Annotated in this window: 16 protein-coding genes and 1 pseudogene; 8 read left to right on the top strand and 9 right to left on the bottom strand. The window is 44.9% G+C overall.

Features of this window, described 5'->3' with window-relative positions; translation table 11 throughout:
- Positions 1-398: 398 nt before the first annotated feature.
- Complete coding sequence (locus H5647_RS03765) at positions 399-2,429, top strand: endo-1,4-beta-xylanase (RefSeq protein ID WP_082086949.1); 2,031 nt, start codon at positions 399-401, stop codon at positions 2,427-2,429.
- Positions 2,430-2,573: 144 nt separating this feature from the next.
- Here the strand turns inward: H5647_RS03765 and H5647_RS03760 are convergent, their stop codons facing one another.
- Complete coding sequence (locus H5647_RS03760; RefSeq protein WP_268871340.1) at positions 2,574-3,461, bottom strand: lysophospholipid acyltransferase family protein; 888 nt, start codon at positions 3,459-3,461, stop codon at positions 2,574-2,576.
- A 173-nt stretch (positions 3,462-3,634) separates the two neighbouring features.
- On the opposite strand from H5647_RS03760, the gene glyQ reads away from it, so the two are divergent.
- From glyQ to H5647_RS03730, 6 genes and pseudogenes are all read left to right on the top strand, one after another.
- A complete protein-coding gene (gene glyQ / locus H5647_RS03755) occupies positions 3,635-4,585 on the top strand; it encodes a glycine--tRNA ligase subunit alpha (RefSeq protein WP_045856438.1) in 951 nt (316 codons plus the stop codon).
- Between the two features lie 2 nt (positions 4,586-4,587).
- Positions 4,588-6,663 carry a glycine--tRNA ligase subunit beta gene (gene glyS, locus H5647_RS03750; protein ID WP_045856436.1) on the top strand — a complete coding sequence of 692 codons (2,076 nt, stop codon included), beginning with the start codon at positions 4,588-4,590 and terminating at the stop codon, positions 6,661-6,663.
- Between the two features lie 117 nt (positions 6,664-6,780).
- Positions 6,781-7,497: a lysophospholipid acyltransferase family protein gene (locus tag H5647_RS03745; protein WP_236074756.1), complete on the top strand. Its 717-nt coding sequence runs from the start codon at positions 6,781-6,783 to the stop codon at positions 7,495-7,497.
- A gap of 9 nt (positions 7,498-7,506) precedes the next feature.
- The gene (locus H5647_RS03740; protein ID WP_045856432.1) at positions 7,507-7,929 is read left to right on the top strand and encodes a DUF6524 family protein; all 423 of its coding nucleotides are present in this window, start codon (positions 7,507-7,509) and stop codon (positions 7,927-7,929) included.
- 45 nt (positions 7,930-7,974) lie between these two features.
- Positions 7,975-8,151, top strand: coding sequence for a hypothetical protein (locus tag H5647_RS03735; protein WP_162926276.1), 177 nt, complete (start codon positions 7,975-7,977; stop codon positions 8,149-8,151).
- Between the two features lie 400 nt (positions 8,152-8,551).
- A pseudogene (locus H5647_RS03730) lies at positions 8,552-8,929 on the top strand (IS66 family transposase); the annotation flags it as partial.
- Between the two features lie 222 nt (positions 8,930-9,151).
- On the opposite strand, the gene H5647_RS03725 reads toward H5647_RS03730, so the two are convergent.
- From H5647_RS03725 to H5647_RS03715, 3 genes are all read right to left on the bottom strand, one after another.
- Positions 9,152-11,518: a hypothetical protein gene (locus H5647_RS03725; RefSeq protein WP_045856429.1), complete on the bottom strand. Its 2,367-nt coding sequence runs from the start codon at positions 11,516-11,518 to the stop codon at positions 9,152-9,154.
- A 334-nt stretch (positions 11,519-11,852) separates the two neighbouring features.
- Positions 11,853-12,314 carry a GNAT family N-acetyltransferase gene (locus tag H5647_RS03720; protein ID WP_045856426.1) on the bottom strand — a complete coding sequence of 154 codons (462 nt, stop codon included), beginning with the start codon at positions 12,312-12,314 and terminating at the stop codon, positions 11,853-11,855.
- Between the two features lie 721 nt (positions 12,315-13,035).
- A complete protein-coding gene (locus H5647_RS03715) occupies positions 13,036-13,971 on the bottom strand; it encodes a PQQ-binding-like beta-propeller repeat protein (RefSeq protein WP_052691852.1) in 936 nt (311 codons plus the stop codon).
- Positions 13,972-14,151: 180 nt separating this feature from the next.
- On the opposite strand from H5647_RS03715, the gene H5647_RS22300 reads away from it, so the two are divergent.
- Positions 14,152-14,280, top strand: a complete 129-nt coding sequence (locus H5647_RS22300; protein WP_268871339.1) for a hypothetical protein — start codon at positions 14,152-14,154, stop codon at positions 14,278-14,280.
- A 181-nt stretch (positions 14,281-14,461) separates the two neighbouring features.
- Here the strand turns inward: H5647_RS22300 and H5647_RS03710 are convergent, their stop codons facing one another.
- The 5 genes from H5647_RS03710 to rrtA all read right to left on the bottom strand — a co-directional run bounded on the left by H5647_RS03710 (position 14,462) and on the right by rrtA (position 20,396).
- A complete protein-coding gene (locus tag H5647_RS03710) occupies positions 14,462-16,636 on the bottom strand; it encodes a hypothetical protein (RefSeq protein ID WP_045856424.1) in 2,175 nt (724 codons plus the stop codon).
- A gap of 12 nt (positions 16,637-16,648) precedes the next feature.
- Complete coding sequence (locus H5647_RS03705) at positions 16,649-17,104, bottom strand: hypothetical protein (protein WP_045856422.1); 456 nt, start codon at positions 17,102-17,104, stop codon at positions 16,649-16,651.
- 18 nt (positions 17,105-17,122) lie between these two features.
- The gene (locus H5647_RS03700) at positions 17,123-17,548 is read right to left on the bottom strand and encodes a hypothetical protein (RefSeq protein ID WP_052691851.1); all 426 of its coding nucleotides are present in this window, start codon (positions 17,546-17,548) and stop codon (positions 17,123-17,125) included.
- Positions 17,549-17,708: 160 nt separating this feature from the next.
- Positions 17,709-19,649 (bottom strand): acetoacetate--CoA ligase, encoded by a 1,941-nt coding sequence (locus H5647_RS03695; protein ID WP_045856420.1) that lies wholly within the window; start codon positions 19,647-19,649, stop codon positions 17,709-17,711.
- Positions 19,650-19,760: 111 nt separating this feature from the next.
- Entirely contained in the window at positions 19,761-20,396 is a 636-nt protein-coding gene (rrtA, locus tag H5647_RS03690) for a rhombosortase (protein WP_045856418.1), read from the bottom strand.
- Positions 20,397-20,484 lie beyond the last annotated feature (88 nt).

Raw genomic sequence — 20,484 nt, 5'->3', positions numbered from 1 at the left:
TTAGATCCATTCACTATAGGTTAGTGGCATTTAATACACTTATTTGTAATATAAAAATATTTAACAGCCTATTCCATGCCGCATCTCAATCCGTTCAACCACCTTGCTATACAAGGATATCAGCAGCTCTTTTATCGCTATCGCAACCAAACCTTGCTCTCTCCTTTCTCCCGCACGCCTCTTTTAGTCAATTTGACAATATAAGATCGCGCACGAATAATCGATGCGCTGAATGGAAATCATTGCCTATCGGCCTCTATTCACACACCTCGCTTTGTTTCAGGATTACCTTGCTGACAAAGTCGTAATCACTGTTGAGTTCTGTTGCTAGACAACACATAACGCCAGGGCGAGACCGATTACTTACATAATAAAAAATTACGCTGAGTATCGATGCTATGAAAAATAAGACTTCTATTTTACGTGGGGCCCAATTACTAACGGCCGCCATTGTCAGCACCCTCGCATTTTCGGCTAACGCTCAACTAGCGAATGGTGACAGTAAATTTTTAGGGAATATTATTGCAGGTTCAGTGCCGGGTAATTTCAGTAACTACTGGAACCAAGTAACGCCGGAAAACGCCGGTAAGTGGGAAGCTACCGAACCTAGCCGTGACAACATGAGCTGGGGCGGGGTTGATACAGCCTACAATTATGCGCGCAGCAACGGTTTTCCGTTTAAGCAACATACCTTTGTTTGGGGCTCTCAAGAACCCAGCTGGATAGGTAACCTTTCCCAAAGCGAACAAAGAGAAGAAGTAGAGGAGCAAATGCAAGCCTACTGTAACCGCTACCCCGATACTGAATATATTGACGTGGTAAACGAATTGTTTCACGCACCGGCCTCTTATAGAGAAGCCCTTGGTGGTGATGGTTCCACGGGGTGGGATTGGGTGGTATGGTCCTTTGAAAAAGCACGCCAACATTGCCCCAACGCACAACTACTGATCAACGAATACGGCGTCATTAACGATCGCGACCTAATCTCACGCTATAACGATGTCGTTCGCATTCTCGACAACCGTGGGCTAATCGACGGCGTAGGTATTCAAGCCCACTGTTTTAACGTTGATGACATGTCAGGCTCACAGATTACCTCAAACTTAGATTTACTCGCCGAAACAGGCCTACCCATCTATGTTGCTGAACTGGATATTCGCGGTGCGAATGGTTCTGAAAGCAGCCAGCGCGACCGCTACGCCGACAAATTCCCCGCATTTTGGGAGCATTCATCTGTCGCAGGTGTCACGCTCTGGGGCTATATTTCTGGCCAAACATGGAAAGATAATACCGGTATTGTCTCGTCTGGCGGCAACGAAAGCCAAGCCATGACGTGGTTAAAATCTTATTTTGATGGTGCTTCACCTACGCCGGAACCTACTACAGCGCCAACCCCCACACCTAGCGCAACGCCAGCCCCAACATCTGAACCAACCGGCGCTAACGAAATTATCGTTCGCATGAGTGGCGAAACAGGCGAAGAGTCTGTGAGCTTGGAAATAGGTGGCGCAGCCATCGCCACTTGGACACTCACAGCCTCTATGGCGAACTACACGGTGAACACCGACGCCTCCGGCGACATTCGCGTAGCCTTCACCAATGACGGTGGCGACAACGATGTTCAAGTCGATTACGTGAGTGTAAACGGCGACGTTCGTCAAGCAGAAGACCAGGACGATAATACCGCGGCCTACGGCAACGACTCATGCGGCGGCGGAACACTCACCGAAATGATGCACTGTGACGGCTCAATCGGTTTCGGCGATGTTTCCGGCAGTAGCCCAACACCTGCTCCAACGGCTGAACCAACGCCCACCGCTGAACCTACGCCTACGCCCACCGCTGAACCTACGCCTACGCCCACCGCTGAACCAACGGCAGTACCCACAAGCGAGCCAACACCACTACCCGGCGGCGATAACGAAATCGTAGTCCGTATGACCGGCGTAACCGGTGAAGAGTCGGTAAGCCTTGACGTTAGCGGGGCCACTATCGAAACGTGGACGTTAAGTACCGCAATGCAAGAGTACGCGGTAAACACCAACGCAACCGGTGAAGTACGAGTTGTCTTCCGTAACGACGGCGGCGATAACGACGTACAGGTTGATTACGTTAGTATTAACGGTGATGTTCGCCAAGCCGAAGACCAAGACGATAATACGGCCGCTTATGGCAACGATTCTTGTGGCGGCGGCACCCTTACAGAAATGATGCACTGCGACGGCTCAATTGGTTTTGGCACAGTATCGGGATCAAGTACACCTACGGCGACACCAGTACCAACAACACAACCAACACCTGCTCCAGACACCGGTAGCGTTTGTAACTGGTACGGCACCGACTACCCTATGTGTGAAACCACCACGAGTGGGTGGGGATGGGAAAACTCGCAAAGCTGTATTTCAGTTTCTACCTGCGAGTCTCAGTAACGCACTCGCGTTACACATTAAGGGCGGTTAACCGCCCTCTTCTACACCACGCGTGGGCTTGTCGGTAGTATTAGCGATATAGCCCACCGCTTTTATTCTGCATCAAACGCCCCTAAACGGTACCCGACCCTATTAATATCGCAACTAAAACCGATACTGCTTTGGGGCCCCCTTGGGGACTTTTCTAAAACGTTTATATTCCCACTGGTACTGCTCAGGGCAAAGTGCAACCACCTCTTCCACCGCTTTATTCATGGCGGTAATCGCTGTACTTTCATCCAGGCTAAAAATTTCTTGCGGCACTTCCTGAAAAATAACCTCAAAACCTTCTTTAGTGCGCAATGCTGCACCGGCCACCACACGGCATCCGGTTTTGTCGATTAACCGGCAAATTAAGGACATGGTAAACGCAGGTTGGCCAAAAAAATCGGCAAATTGCCCTCCAGCCTCCGCGGGTACTTGGTCCGGTAAAATACCTGTTGCAGCACCGCGTTTTAAGTATTTCAAAACACCCGCAACACCTTTCATATCGGTAGGCAATAACTTTGCACCGTATTGTTCACGGCCCTTTGTCATTAACGGTTCTAAAAACGCTTGTTTCGGCGGCTGATAAAGGCTCGCCATGTCACGTAGCGTCGACGCATAAAGACCCAACACCTCCCAATTACCAATATGAGGGGCCAGCAATATCATGCCGCGCTTATCGTCTTTTTCGCCTCTAAACAGCTCCGCGCCCCGCACCTTAACAACACGCTGCAATAACCACTCTTTACTGCGTTGCCACACCAGCAAAACCTCGAGCGACAACTTTCCGGATTCAATCACACTCAAGCGCGCCAATTCTCGCTGCTCATCGGCAGGCATTGCCGGGAAGCACAGCGCAATATTATGCCGCGTTACTTTTACTTCGCGTGAATTCGCTCGCCATGCGAGCCTACCAATACCACCACCAAGCCCACGTGCCATGGGCAGGGGTAATTTACCTAAAAGGGTTATTAACCCCAGAATAATACGCGCTTTGATACGCCTCACCTCAACTATGAAGATTACATGTTATATATTATCGCTACTGCGCAGGGGGTATTCCACGCATTTTAAATGTAAGTACTTACCAACTTACCTGATCGCATGATGGCTGATTATCCCTCATACCGGTATAATTGCCGACCTTTAAAATTCATAAAGACCACCCGAGAGCATTCACCGTGTCTAAACCCGATGTTTCAACCTTTCAGGGCCTAATATTGGCGCTGCAACAATACTGGGCCGAACAAGGCTGTGTCGTACTCCAACCATTGGATATGGAAGTTGGCGCCGGCACCTTTCACCCCGCAACATTCCTTCGTGCCATTGGCCCCGAAACATGGAACAGCGCTTACGTTCAGCCTTGCCGACGCCCCACCGATGGCCGTTACGGTGAAAACCCCAATCGGCTGCAACACTATTACCAGTTCCAAGTCGTACTTAAGCCCTCTCCCGATAATATCCAAGAATTGTATTTGGGCTCACTCGAACAATTGGGTATCGACACCAGTATTCACGATATACGCTTTGTAGAAGATAACTGGGAATCGCCAACACTTGGAGCGTGGGGCCTAGGTTGGGAAGTATGGCTCAACGGTATGGAAGTCACACAGTTCACCTACTTTCAGCAAGTGGGCGGTCTCGAATGCTACCCGGTGACGGGCGAAATTACGTACGGTCTTGAGCGCATCGCCATGTACCTACAAAACAAGAATTCAATATACGATTTGGTATGGACAGTACGCCCAGACGGTACAGAAGTGACCTACGGTGATGTCTTCCACCAAAACGAAGTTGAAATGTCGGATTACAACTTTAACGAAGCAAACGTCGAGTTTCTTTTTCAAACCTTTGACGTGTGTGAAGCCGAATCTAGTCGTTTAATCGAAAAAGGATTACCACTTCCCGCCTACGAAATGGTCATGAAAGCGTCTCACGCGTTTAACCTACTCGACGCGCGGCAGGCTATATCCGTTACCGAACGGCAACGTTTTATCTTGCGTGTTCGCACCTTGGCTCGCAATGTTGCACAAGCGTATTTCGATGCCCGCTTAAAATTGGGCTTTCCTCTTGCTTCAACAGCGTTACGAGACGAAGTAGTCAATCGTGTTAAAGCGGAGGCTGGAGAATAATTATGTCATCACAATTTCTTGTTGAATTGGGTACAGAAGAACTACCCCCTACCGCCTTAAAAACGTTATCCAATGCCTTTGTTAAAGGCGTAGAGCAGGGTTTAAAAGCAAAAAAATTAGCGTTTGATTCCATTCAACCGTTCGCCACGCCGCGCCGTTTAGCCATGCTGGTAAACGGCCTAGCCAATACCACACCCAAAGAAGACGTAAAAGTGTGGGGCCCGCCGGCCAAAATTGCGTTCGACGCCGAGGGCAACCCTACAAAAGCCGCAGAAGCGTTCGCCAAAAAAAATGGCCTTGCGGTCAGTGATTTAACCACCGAAAACGACGGTAAAATCGATAAACTGGTACACAACGCCTCTGCCGGTGGCGAAGCCGCTGAAACCTTATTATGCGATATAGTCTCAACATCGCTTGCCAACCTGCCTATAAATAAACGTATGCGCTGGGGCGCTAGCCGTACCGAATTCGTACGCCCCGTTCATTGGCTCGTTATGATGTTAAACGACACTGTATTAAACGGCACAATATTGGGCGTAACCGCCGGCAACACCACGCGCGGCCACCGGTTCCATTGCAACCAACCCATTACACTCGCCACCACAAATGATTACCCTGCCAGCCTCGCCGATATTGGCCACGTAATGGCCGACTACGACGCCCGAAAAGCAGCCGTCGTAGAACAGGTTAACGCCGCAGCACACGCGCTTGGTGGCAACGCCGTCATAAGTGAAGACCTCTTACACGAAGTCACCTCATTGGTTGAATTTCCTGTTGCACTCGCTGGAAAGTTCGACGAAAGTTTTCTGTCGGTTCCGGCAGAGGCACTCATTTCTTCCATGAAAGAACATCAAAAATATTTTCATGTTGTCGACAACAATGGTCAATTACTACCTCACTTTATTACCTTATCCAATATTGTGAGCAAAGACCCCGCGCAAGTTATCGACGGTAACGAACGTGTGATTCGTCCACGTCTCGCCGACGCCGCGTTCTTTTTCGACACGGATAAAAAAACGAACCTTACCGCACAGCGCGAGCGCCTTAAAACGGTTGTATTCCAAGCCAAGCTTGGCACCATTTACGAGAAAACTGAACGCATCGAAAAGCTCGGTGCACTCATTGCCAGTAAACTTGGCGCAGACACAACCCACGTAACAAGAGCGGCCAAGCTCTGTAAATCTGACCTAGTCAGCAGCATGGTTTACGAATTTCCCGACATGCAAGGCATTGCTGGTTATCACTACGCGCAGAACGATGGCGAACACCAGGACGTTGCGCAAGCCATGCAAGAGCAGTACATGCCTAAATTTGCCGGCGATGCGCTACCAAGCACAGCAACCGGCGCCATTATTGCGCTCGCCGATCGCCTAGACACCATTACCGGTATATTTGGTATTGGCCAAAAGCCCACCGGCTCTAAAGACCCGTTTGCGTTGCGACGCGCCTCATTAGGTGCTTTACGTATATTAGTAGAAAAAGACTTAAATCTAGACCTACGCGAATTAATCAACGCAGCGGCAAGTAACTTCTCTTCGCTTCCCGCAAGCGATACGGTGGAAGAAGACGTTATTGCCTATATGATCGAACGCTTTAAATCATGGTATGAAGAAGCGGGTATTTCGGCAGAAGTTTTCCAAGCGGTCAGCGCCAAAAACTTATCCACACCGCTGGATATTAACCAACGCGTATATGCCGTCGCCGAATTCAGTAAGCTGCCAGAAGCACAAGCGCTTGCAGCCGCTAACAAACGTGTTTCGAATATTCTCGCCAAACTCGATCACGCACCGGCGCACAATATCGATTCATCTCTACTGGTTGAACCCGCCGAGAAAGCCCTTGCTACAACACTCGCAGCGCTCTCAGCCGACGTTAAACCTTTAATTAACGGCGCTAATTATACCGATGCACTGAAAGTACTCGCGGCCTTACGCGAACCCGTCGATACCTTCTTTGACGATGTCATGGTAATGACCGACGACTTAAACGTTCGCGAAAATCGGTTAGCGTTACTGCACACACTGCGGCAGCTCTTCCTGGAAGTAGCTGATATTTCATTACTCGCCGTGAAAAACTAACAATCACTACCAGCCTAAGAATAGTAGGGTGGGCCTACTATTCTTTTTGCGCTGCTCGTTTGCGCGCAATAAATTGTCAATCGCTTCTTTACGATGTATTTAAAAGGAACAGAACGCTTGTTAATTAAATCCCGTTCTCTCATATTTACCGTTATCTATAACCTTTCCGCAATCTTTTACGGCGCACTCTCCGTTCTACTAATACCGCTACCGTTACGTTTTCGCCACAAAATCATTATTAGCTGGACAACCTTCGCCGTATTTCTCGCTCGCGTCATTTGCGGCGTACGTTACCGCGTAATTGGTGCCGAGAACTTACCAGCACGAGGTAAAAACGTTATCGTTATGTCTAAGCACCAAAGCACCTGGGAAACACTCTTCCTCCAAGGGTTATTTTGGCCAGCATCTACCGTACTTAAACGTGAGCTTCTCCATATTCCATTTTTTGGATGGGGCTTAGCGGCACTACGCCCTATTCCCATAGACCGTGACAACCCGCGCGCAGCCCTCAAACTAGTCAAACAGAAAAGTGTTCACCGGCTAAACAGCGGCTACAACGTTTTACTCTTCCCCGAAGGCACACGTGTAGCGGCCGGAACAAAAGGAAAATATGCACGCAGCGGTGCCGATATCGCCATAGCATCTTCAACACCTATTGTGCCGGTTGCGGTCAACTCAGGCCTTTTCTGGCCACCCAAAGATTTTAAGAAAAAACCCGGCTGTATCACCGTGGCCATTGGCCCTGCGATATCCCCGGAGGGAAAAACCAGTAAAGCACTAATACTAGAAGTCGAAAACTGGATAGAATCTACAATGGACACGTTAAAGCCCTAAGGACACCCCATGTCGAACCTACAAAATTTTGGCCTCGCACAATTTGGATATCGGTTTCTTTTTGCCCTAGTCCTAGTGTTTTTTTCCTACAACCCCAGCGGCTATTCTTTCGCTCACTGGGTTGCCGACATATTCCCGTCAGTAACACCACTGCTCGCCGTAGTGGGTTCAGCACTACTCATTGGTTGGGCCATCTATTTACGAGCCTCTATACGCTCTCTTGGGTTTATAGGCCTAATACTCGCCAGTGTCTTCTTCGGCTGTTTAGTGTGGCTATTCGTAGACCTAGGCTGGCTAAGCCTCGAAAATGTATCCGTCTTTAGCTGGGTGGTACTGTTACTGCTAGCCCTTGTACTAGCCTTCGGCATTTCGTGGTCTCATATTCGCCGCAAAATTACAGGGCAAATTGACACAGACGATATTGATAACTAAAGAACCGCGTTTTCTAAAAGCTCTGTAACGGTGTACGACTAAACCTTGGGTGTTAACACCTATAAAGGCGACGACGATGCAGGGTGGATCTTGGAAATTCTGGATGGCTATGGCAATTCAACGAGTGCCGACGAACAGTTCGCAACTAAACAGCAAGCATGGGATCAGTTCATAACCGATATAAAGAACGACGGAATAGATACCTTCATCACACCCACCTAACACTGCGAATAGGTAAAAACGTATAAAACCGGTAAGCGCTCAACAAACCCCACCTTGTCGCTCCACATTCAACCAATCAGTTTTAGAAGATACAAACCACCATTCATCTATATGATCGATATGTACGTTTGAGCCACCTAATATCAGTGCTGCCTCAGCAATATGAGAGGTAATGGAGTAAGGGTTTGCACCACGCGACCCGAAATACATTTTTTCATTAATGGCTAAATACCTTTTGAAATCTAAAGGATTTATATCATCTTTTGAGTATATGACTATCCGAGTTTAGAGTTGTAACGCCAAACACAACGACCAAGCGGTAGCAAGGTTCAGCAGCCGAAGGCTGCGCATTAATGTACTTTGTTACATTTAATTAACAAAATATAGGTGCTTTGTGACTCTCGACAAAATTAAGAAGTGGCTCGAAAAAATTCTACAGCACACCCCGCCGAGCAACACCTTAGGCAAAGCGCTGAGGTATTTACACAACCAGTGGCCACGTTTAATCCGCTACACGGAGAACGGCGCGCACCCGATTGATCATAATCTCGCGGAAAATGCGATCAGCCCGTTCACCATTGGGCGAAAAAACTGGCTGTTTAGCAACAGCACTGCCGGCGCGAAAGCCAGCGCAAACCTGTACAGCCTGATCCAAACGGCAAAAGGCAATGACTTGAATCCGTACGAGTATTTAAAGGTTGTGTTTGAAAAGCTGCCTCAAGCGAAAAGCGTTGCCGATGTAGAGTCACTGATACCGTGGGAAATTAAAAGCCTGTAGTTGGATTGGCGTTGACGATGAATCCGTCAATCCAGCCGCGCAGAATCTTTAATACTTATCAAATACATCGAAAGTGTAGTGCAGTAATGCGTTGACGTGGATGAAAAGAATCATCATTTAAATCAAAGGCCTGAAAGACATTTCAGGCCAAAAAAAAGTGGATAACAGATTTACAAGAGACCTATTATCCACACAATAATGTTTAACCGGTAAATGAATTAGTTAACCAGAACGTCCTCCGCTCAAAACAGGAACACTGGTTTTCTTAACACCTGTAGCCGATGTAGTACTACTTGTGCGATTAGCGTTGAGTAAGAAACCTTCTAAATCTTCTTCCCTAGCAGGAATAAACGTTGTTGATAGTGCAGGGCTGATCCTAAAGTTACCATTAATCGATTGCTCGCTAACATGAACAAAATCAACTGACACCGGCCAGCTCACGCCCGGGCCAATACTGTTTGCACCTGTAAGACTAAAGGCTTGAGGATTGTGACACCCTGCACAAGTCATTGCTGTAGCCCGATTCAAAACTTGATTTACAGTTAAATTGGATGAACTAGCGTTTAACTTCGCCTGTATCTGGCTTCTAAAGACGCTGTTACTACTGCTGTTAGAAGCGAAGTTCAAGAAATTATTCTCCCCCCGACGAGCACCAGATGCATGACTTTGCGCGTTGTTATGCGTATCACTCGCAACGTGCAAGAAGAAGCTATCCGTATCTAATAAAAGAGCGTCCATATTATCAATAAAGTCATCTCTAAATTGATCAGCTAGACTATCGGTCCTATTTCCACTAAACAATTCCCCGAATGGATTACTTTTAACTGATACAGGCAGGAATACGCTATCGCCATTTGCCTGCGCTATTTTAAACTCACTTAAAATCCATGCGGAAGTATCCATGAACATATTTGTGCGAATCTGGCCGCTATTTTGAGCGAAATTGTTAACATCGATTACTGGTCCAAAATTACTCAACCCATTGATAAAGAAATCATTAAGCTTCGCAGCTCGGCTATCGGCATCATTATCGTCAGTTAGAAATGCCCAAAACTCCGCAATTGGGCGACAACCACTAGCGTTGCCAGGAGTAGGGTTTGGAAGTTTTGCTTCAAAAATCACATAGTTTCTCCCCCCGCCGCTGGTTTTTGCATAAACGATTCTGGCTTCACCGCAATTACCAAAAGTAGTCTGATCACGTAAATCAAACCGGTTTACAAGCGCTATAGGTGAATAGTTGTTTAATGAGATTGCTGGATTCGCAGCTTGCTGACCTTCCGCTGGTCTGCAAGTAGCATTGAATCCGTTGACACTGCCAGTACATTTAATTCCCTCATTAACAAAAGATTGCCCAACAGGATTTTGCGTATCCCACAATCTTGCGAACAGCGACTCCGCAGAAACAGGGTCAGTACTGTTTATTGCGTTTAGCTGGGTGGCAAGTTGGTCTAGAACCGTTCCTAGATCGAGGTCTAGTCTTGAAGACTCAAGCGTATTCAAATCTCGGATAAAGAGAGATCGCGCAGGATTAATATCACTCGGAGGACTCGCCAAGAGACCAGTAATTTTAATCGTTGTAAAGTCCGTAGCATTCTTCTGATCTCTAACAATTATTGTCGCATTGATCGTGCCTGAATCATTTGGCTGCCGAGTAACCCTCAGTACTCGACTAGAACTGTTACCAATAAACGTAAAGCTAGGCGTACTGCTAAAGGTTGAGCTGTTGGTGGACAGAGAGACATTTAAAATTGATACTGGTGTTTCAACATCAGTTATCACAAATGGAATATCAATTACATTTTGCGTTTCAAAGAGCGTTACATCAGCCGGATCGTTAATTGTCGGTTTAGAATTAACTGTAAACTTAAACGTGGTCCAAGCAGTTCTTCCTTCAGAGTCCTGAACAACGACAGTTAACGATACGCTGCCAAAGTCATTTGATGCAGGTGTTATTTTAAGAGTACGAGAATTACCTGCCCCAGAAAAGACGTAAGTCGGTTCCGTATGAAAGGTTGAACCGCCACCCGATTTAAATACGCGCAGCTCACCCGAAGGTGTTTCTGCATCGTTTATACTAAACGGAATAACCGCAGATCCCCCCTGCGTTATGGTCCGATCAACAATACTCGTGATTGTCGGGGGAGTGTTTGTATTTGCCTGTACGGTAAATACAAAGCTCGTCCAGGCCGTCTTACCTCCAGCGTCCTGTACAACTACTGACACCGAGACTCTTCCAGTATCGTTACTAGCAGGCGTAATAGTTAATGTCCGGTTATTTCCCGTCCCGCTAAAAGTGTAAGAAATAGGACTTGAAAAAGTCGACCCTCCCCCCGACTTGAATACTCTTAGATTAGCAACAGGCGTTTCTGCGTCAGAAATCGAAAACGGAATTGTTAACGATGTATTCACAAATATTAATTTGTCACCAATATTCGATATCGTGGGTGCAGTGTTAGTTTGTGCAAATGCACTTGTAGAAATAACATACGATATTATCAACGTCAGTACTTGATAAGTAATCCGTAAGGTTACATTTTTTTTATTACTGTAGAACGACAAGCTACTTAAAAAGCTTAACGGGTTATACATAGGATTTTCCATATCAACGTGTGTGTAATTTGATGTTATGCGAGAGCGCTATAAAATTTATCAACTTTATAACGCTCATCTTAAATGGAATTTCATATCCCCGTCATATAGTAAGTATAATTATTGAGCATGGTTCACACTATTTAGATACGGAGAAAGTCAGTTACCCTAAATCGGTTCTAACGCCGTTATTAAAAAATGTTTTTTGTGGAGTGGTTTTTGGGTGGAATGCAACAATTAGTTCAACGCTCCTAAGCTCTTCCCCCCCCGCAGGCTATGCGCGACAGGGCTAATGTTAGGCGGAGTTACCTGTCAAAATATTTCGCGGATACTCTTAACCAACTGAGACATGGTAAGTTGTAAAGTATCGGCCTGCCATTTCTGTTTTAACTACTTTGGTGGACATTTTATGGAGTGCTTTGTATTCAGGCCTACTTTCAAGCAGGTGAAAAAGCACTTCTTTATGGCCGAGTTCCTTAGCCCATCGCATGAGTGTTTTAAATATTGATACACCAAAGCCCCAGAATTTTTGTGAAATTACAATCGCAAGCTCAAAGCCATTATCATCTGGCTGAATGCCACACCAGCCTGCGACCACGCCATTTATATACACTACTCGAATACGGCAACCCTGTACCGCATCTGTTTTAATCTTACCCTTCATCCATGCTTGAGTGCTGTTGGTATCAAAATACGGATGATCAATTAAATGCGTTCTCAGAGAATCTTCGTTAATTACACGCATAAGATCTTCCGCTTTAACGCGGTTAAAACAACTAAATTCAATGGCACTCATATCCAATTATCCCTAATTATTTTCAGTATCCCTAGGACGTTTATGAACAACGCCCAACTTTCCACGCTTCAACCTATACACCTAGATCTATCTCAGTCTAAACCTATGTGCCCCGCTACACGTGGCAATATAGGCAATAGCAACATTAACACGCGCGTAGTGAACCCGTCTGCGAACCTTCGTTAAAGCGCCACTAGAACGTTAACACTATTTTACCTGTACGCACTCACGATAATTTTTACACTTATCAGCTGCGCCCTGCCCTACCAAACTTGTCGCTTGCTAGCACGTTTAGCCACGTGTTACGGCATTCATAACCTCCATCGCGTTGTATTATATTATTGTAGCGTTAGTAAGGCTTAACCTTTGGATGTTCTCACGGCTGCGAGAATGTGGTGTCAACATAGGGGGCGGCGTTTAAATTATTTATTAGGCGCAGCGTGAATATGTTTCTGCCAAAAAAATTGGGGCCACTATAAAGTACGGGTGAGAAGTGGTGGATTATGCGTTGCGCGGCGAGGGTAATTATCCAATGGATTGCGGTCATAAACACTAAACGCACTCAATAAACAGTATACGTTTTACGGGGTGATTCATTGCTCTATTGACCAAAAAAGCTTTCTCCTAAATAATAAGAGAAAGCTTTTGCAAGCCACGATGTACTGGGCGGTTACACAGAGGAACTATAGTTACCTCTCATGGTGTTAATACTCACGCGTGACTATTGGCAAATGGTGCGATTAGTAAAGCCTTTATATTCTGGGAAAACAGAACAGCCGAATATCGATATTGAATACGGATTATAATAATATACCGGTACGTTAACGTAGCAAGACTGGCTTGGGTTATAGCTTATTTCACCCCATTGGTAACCACCTCCCCAGTAACGTACTAGGCTCGTAGTACACACTTTTTCACGGGAATTAGTAGACCATATCGTGGTGTTGCTTGCGTTTTTAATATCGAGGTCGCCGTCATTTTTTAGTATTACATACAGGCCAGAAGAGTCATTAGTATTGGAGGCCCATAAGGCAGTTCCGTTCGTACGGTATACCACAAGGTTGCCGTCATTTTGCATAGAAAGAAACGCTTTGCCTACATTAGTAGCGGTAGACCACAGGGCTTTTCCGTCTGATGTTCGGCGTAATACTACGTTGCCATCCAATTGCATAGTCAGGATGTATTTGTTATTTTCGGACGTTAGTTTTTGCCCTGGATTTAACCTTCCCGTTAGCTTATTTGTTTCTAGCGCCCATATCTCGTTATTGTTACTGTCATAGATTACGAGGTTTCCATCGTCTTCCAATACCAGTTTGGCGCCACTGTTGCCACCTGTGCCAGTACTCCAAATGGCCTGCGATTCTAAATTGTATTGCACAAGATTCCCGTTCCCCTGCATAGTGAAATAAGTATTTCGATCAGTCTTGGTGCCCGAGGACCAGACAACGGTGCCATCTGCCGTTGAACGTACCACTAGGTTTGAGTCTCCCTGCAAGGTGGCCCTATAATTTCCGTTATTCGATAACAAGTAATCACCGCTGTAAAGCCTTTCATTAGGGTCTAACGTATCGCTTGCTTGCGCAGTGAGGCCAAAACAGACGAAAAGAACACCTACACAGAATTGTATGGAACGATGGGTTGGTTGGTTGTAAGACATGCTATTTCCTTTTTTTTAGGGTCAGGGGTGAGGCATAACGTTGAATACACTTGTTTCTACTCTGGTAATGCCTGCCTATATTGCGTGTATTGGTACGGTTTAATGAAATACCGCCCTAACGCTAAAAAATAGTGGCGCAGTGCAATCTTAATTACCTGAAGAAAACCTAAAGAAATGGCAATGCACGATGCTTTATTACGTTTACTTGTTGGGATAAGTATTGCCGGTAATACACGGGAAGTGATTGATTTTGTTGGAACTATTTATTGTGGTAATCGCTGGTCTGCGTGTGTAGTGAACAACATATGACAAATAGAAGACAACAATAAACTAGCCACGCGTTTGCGTTACCGATTTTTTGTCGTATGGTTTTTTTTGCGCTTCTAAAGACTTTTTGGTTTTGCATAATCTTATTTCGCTATTTTCATAGTGAATTATTACAGTTTAGCGGTATGGTGCTAGACCTTGCTCTCTCCCGCTTTTTTCTATACTAGCAACGCGTACAATCGGCGCTAATATTTTCTAGCCTTTCTCTAACCTTTCTTGCCTCAGAAGCATCCATCGATTTTACTAGGCGGTTGGTACTTATTAAAAGGTGTGCATAAGTGCTTCTGTCTGATAACGGCAGTTCTACTTTACCTAGATAATCATATATTTCTCCGGCGTACTCATTTCTGTCCTTTTCTTCTAATGCATTTTTTCTCATTAGAAAAAACGCGAAAGAGGTGACCGTTGTAATCGCACAGGACGGATAGAATGTTCTGGTACTCAATGAGTTGTTATGGCCTATCACTAGCTGATTGTCTATAAATTTTACTGGTAGCGCTGAATCTAAAGCAAAGTAGTACAGCGTATCGATGTCGGAATACACGTGTTCCAAATACCGCCGGCCTTTTTTACTAATCACATACATTATGGCTTTGTCGTATTTGGAGTCGATCATTCCAAACGCTCTTAGGTGTTTTATGTCATCGAGCACTAACGCTTTTGGGTAAAGTAATACTTCAGAGAGGTAGTTAATTATTAGCGCTTCAGAAATCGTGCTATTTTTATTAAGCATCTGTAATATTCGGGTTTTACAGAGGCCAACCCAGTCGTTTTGGCTCATACACGGGTAGTTATCGAGATCGAAATAGAAGAGATTCATACAGCATACACCGGGTTCTGTATTGAGATCTCCCCATTGCCTTTTGGTATTGAGAAACAGCCTGCCATTTAGATAACGATTTCTCGGCCTAAGCGTTTTTATATGTGACTCTAGGTTTACGTTGCGCTTGTTCAGTTGCTTTATACGGTAATACACTTGTGAAATTAAGGTTAATTTATTATGGAGGAATTCCCTTGCGTTATTATGGCTTTGGTCTCCAACATCAGGGCTAACACTGCTCACAATTGACCGGGCTATTTGGTCGTATAGCCCACCTGTCTTAAAATGTTTGTCTTTTGAAAAGGCATAGCGCTGGGTAATAATTTCTTTAAAACAAGCTGGGCTGTGGTGAATGGAGTGCTGTTCTAAGTAAAGCTTTGTATCCAATTGAATGGGGTGGCCAACCAGAATATCTATTAGGGTTCTTTCCCTTAGTGCCATGTAATGGATATTTTTCTCTTTTGGGCGCCTTCGACTAAACTTATGCGCTTCGGTAAGCATGTGCTTATAGTAGGGTTCTGCGCTTTTTTCATTGATATGCACGTTGTCTACGCCATCAACAATTTTTAGTATCCATATATCATGTTGATGGAAGTATGCCTGTAATTTTTTGGAGATCGCTATCCACCGCCTTTTTTCAAGTTGGGAGGTATCAATAGAACCTTTCATAACACATTTATAAGCATAGCTATAGTTGGTGCCTTCATCTACCTCTTCTTTTTTAATCGTTGTTCGGATGTCGGTTATGCAGCTGTACAATAATTTTGGTTGTGTTGTTCTATCGTTTCTACTAACGGGGTAATCTACAACTGGCTTTTCGTTCTGCATATTTTTGAGAATTTTTTCAAAAAATGGTCTTTTTTCGTCCATGCAATATTTTGAGAAAACATATAGAAATTGAATGTCGAGATATTCGTCTATATCGACTAGCCGTTTCACCGTAAGGCTACTAAGATCGTTGGTTTCATCTATTATTTCGTATTGATTGTCGTTTTCTTCGAGTTCTTTTTGAAAGCCCAGCCATAGTTGGTATAGTTTGTGGCCATCACATCTCACCCAGAATATATTGTTTCTTTCTAATTTTTCGTTATTTTGTTTTAGCCAAATATTTTGTAGGGCTGTTTTACCGGAGCCTTTGTTACCAATATGTACAACGTTTTTTATTAGCTTAGGGTTATCTTTAAAGGTGTAAACAATATCGAGCAGCTTAATGGTTTTTGTTTTAACAAAATATTCGCATAATTTGTAGTCGCTGTAGGGGTTGAAACTACCATTGTCAATTAGGCTTTTAAAATCTTCTTGGCTTGTTAGAAATTCAACTTCGTTTTCTTCCAAGAAGATGCTGTTTATTTTTTCGTGGTTGTGACCACCCAATAAATTTTTCCTTATCTGTTCGTGGTCCGAAGGGTAAGCATACGGGCCTTTCAGGCTTTGTTTTTCTCGGTTAGAGAAAAAGTTGGGCGATACCAATTCTCTATCGAATATTTTTTTTAAGTCTCGTCTTATTTTGGTATGCACGCTCAGTCTCCCTTATGACTCAAATATTATTCTTACCTTAATTAAGTGCACTATTTCTTTGCGTAGTTGATGAATTTCGTTAAGGTTATCTTCCTTGCCTTCCGTGGTTTCTATTTTTATCAATAATGCTTTTACTTTTTCTAGTAACGCTTCGTATAGATAGATTTCGTTACCGACTACATATTTTTCAACATTATCTATGGCGGTTTCTATATCTTTTTTATTAGGATCTAGGGCACCGTATTTTTCAGTTAAATCAACTATCATCATCCATAGTTCGTTGAGTTTTATTTGTTCTTCTTTATAAAGGTGAACTTTTCGCTCGATATCGAGCTTTTGGGTGGTTTGTAGTTCAACTTTAAATTTTTCAAAATCTTTTTTAAAATGTTGTGTTACTAAGCCTTTCGATAGGAAAACAACAAGACCCGATACAATGCCGCTGGTGATAACCGATACCAATAAATCCATAGTTTGCCCCTTTAATCGTTAGCCTTTACGGTGTGCTGGCGTATGGCGTTTTTCGGATGGTTCTCGTTGCAACGGTGGTGTCCTTATTTTATGGGTTAGCTCGGCCAGTTCTGCTTGTAACGTTTCCGTACGCGTTTGATATTCAGTTTTTTTACAATGCTCTATCTGTTGCTTAATGTCTTGAATTGAAGCGAGGGCTTTAGCCGCTTTGGGCGATAGGTTATTTTGGCTAGCCGCTAGTTCGGTAACCAGGTCTGTTAGTAGGGCTAGTTGGTGTCCATAGGTAGCAATATTAAAGACTTTTTCTTCAATAACTTTATCACCAGCATGCTTTTGTATGGCTTGAAAAAATTGGTGGTTGTTTGGGTGAAGGTCTTGTTCAACATCACCGCTGAGTGGAAAATGAATAGTCGGTGCCCAAGATAAGAGTAGCCATGGGTTCATGACGGTAGTCTCCTTTTCTACGGTTCAAACACATTGAGATTAACGCTTTTTTCGCGTCGTCAGTAACTTTCAGTAATCTACCGCTTTCATTATTTTTTTTACCTTTGGCTTAACTGCTTCACGCTGCCTATTCGGTGTTATTCGCGTAGGCTAGCGTGCTTTATGCTTCAGCCGTGCAGTAGTAATTTGCATACTCTTCTAGGCATTCGGGGTTGGCGATTGCCTCTTTATTGGTGAGAGGCTGGCCATTGATAACGCGTGTTACGGCAAGTTCTATTTTTTTGCCCGACCGCGTATAGGGAATGTCGTGTACAGCGTAGATGGCGCTAGGTACATGTCGCGGCGTGGTATTCATTTTTATGCGCTGTTTTATTTCAGCTATTCGCCCGTCAGACAAATGCTCTGCCAGTTTCATTTTTACAAATAGTACAATATTTATATCGCCCTCTTTGTGTTGGCCTACACACACTGCGTCTTCTATATAGCCTAGAGTTTCGGTTTGGCGGTAAATTTCACTTGTACCTATCCTTACGCCACCTGGATTTAGGGTTGCGTCACTTCGGCCGTAGAATATTGCGCCGCCGTGACGGGTTATTGCAATGTAATCTCCGTGATACCACACGCCCGGGTAGGTATTAAAATACGTGGCGCATAGGGTGTCGTTGCCTGGGTCGTTTAAAAAATATAGCGGCCTTGATGGAAAGCTTTTTCGACACACCAGCTCACCTTGCTGCTCTTTTGCTGCGGTTGTGCCGTCGGGTTTTAAGCAGGCTAAATCCATACCTAGGCCTGCACACTGTAATTCGGAGCGGTACACCGGCAAGGTTGGGTTACCGAGAAAAAAGCAGCCCAGTATGTCGGTGCCACCCGAGATGCTGGCCAACATAAGATCCCGTTTCAACCGGTTATACACAAAATCGAATTGTTCGGGTAACAGCGGCGCACCGGTACACAACACTGTTTCGAGTGTTCCAAAGTTAAACGTGGTTAGATCGACCTTGCTGTCTTCTAATGCTTTTAGGTATTTAGGTGACGTTCCAAATATATTGATTTTTTCGTCGTCGATAATCCGGATAAAACGTTCGAAGCTTGGGTAAGCTGGCGAGCCTTCGTAGAGTATTGTGGTGCCGCCAAAATAAAGTGAGCTAACGAGCCAGTTCCACATCATCCACCCACAGGTTGTGAAGAAGAACAGGGTTTTATCAGCATTGTGATCACAGTGTAGGCCAATTTCTTTTATGTGCTGAAGTAACACGCCACCATTGGCGTGTACGATGCACTTCGGTTTGCCGGTAGTGCCGGAGGAATACACGATGTAGAGCGGTGCGTTGAATGCTCTGCGTTTATACGTAATGGCCGTTCGGCCACCTACCGGTTGGGGTTGCCAAAATTCAGCATTCTGTATACTGCCGATGTTGGGTTGGTAGTGGTAGCGGTCAACCACAATCACTTTTTTGATAGAGGGTATCTGTTCTACGATACTGGCTATCTTGGCGGTACAGTCAAAATATCTGCCACCATATTCATAACCTGCACACGCAATAAGTACGGTTGGCTTTGATTGGCCAAAACGATCAATAACCCCTTCAATTCCAAAATCGGCGCTCGTTGAGGTAAACACACCTCCCAGTGCGGTAGTCGCCAACATTGCGATAACGGTTTCGGCAATATTCGGCATGTAGCAGGCAAGCACATTGCCTTCTTTAAACACGTCGTTCAATTGTTGTTGTAAGCTGGCTACCTGTTGCTTTAACTCGGCATAGGTTAGGCTTTGTTTTTCGCCGTTTTCTAACAACGATTGTATCGCTACGGTTTTATCTTCACCTTTAGCCAATAAATTTTCGGCAAAATTCAGTTTTACGTTTGGGAACCAGCCGTAATGATGGAACCCAATATCGGTTACCGCAGGTATCAGTTCACCTTCGAATGTCACCTGAAAAAAGTGAAAGAGCTCAGTCCAGAATAAAGCGGGATTTTCGATCGAAAAAGTATAAAGGGAGGCGTAGTCGGGCTTTTCTAGCGAGTGGGCGTTATCAATATAGGCAATAAAACGCCACATCTCCGACTGCTGAACGCGTGTGTCATCGGGTTGCCAAAGCATGGTAAAGCTCCTATTAGGGTTACTAGTAGAACTTCACATAACCGGCCATTGGGTAGGCGGGTGTGGAGGGGTAGATAAAGTTTAGCGCATTACATGCTGCATGACAGCATTTTAACCGGCCATTTTCAGGGCACGCTTATATCCGTGCTTAAAGGCAACATTCACAAAACCAATAACGAAACCAAGTAACGCGCCATAGAGGTGAGAATCAACAATCACGGGAGCGTTCATCGCTGCTTCTATATAGCCTGCAGAATAGTAGGTTGTTTGTTCGTAAACGAGCTTTGCAAATACAAACACAAGCATGGTGAACAACGATAATCGGTTAAATTCACGTGGTGCCCATAGCGCTATAATTGCGAGCATAACGAATAAGCCGTGTAACACGCCGCTAAGGCCTGCGTAATAGTGTAACGCGGGGTTGTAGATTAACAATAAAATACTAATTCCCACGGCGAGCGTGAAAACACTAAGCCACCAGACAATGGGCAACACTAGCGCTCTAAATATATACGCGATTAACACAAAGCCAAGTAGATTCAGTAGTGTGTGTGTTACGCCTAGGTGCACAAGATGACCACTCAAAACACGCCAAATTTCTCCCTCTAAAATAGCATCACGTTGGTATTCCAGCAGCGGGTTAACAATACCGCCGCCAATACCGAGCGCTAATATCACCATTAATACTGGCATTAATTGGAAAACCACCACGGGATTGATAGTATGCGCGGGCGATGGGTAGGACATTAAACTCTACTTTTAGTGGACGTTGAATACGCTAATTATTAAACGCTCTACTATGGATTACCAGCGCCACTCGCGCGCTTTATTTACA

It is taken from the genome of Teredinibacter purpureus (assembly GCF_014217335.1).
Lineage (GTDB): Bacteria > Pseudomonadota > Gammaproteobacteria > Pseudomonadales > Cellvibrionaceae > Teredinibacter > Teredinibacter purpureus.
Note: the sequence above shows the minus strand (reverse complement) of the source record. Positions and strands in the feature narration are given on the sequence as shown.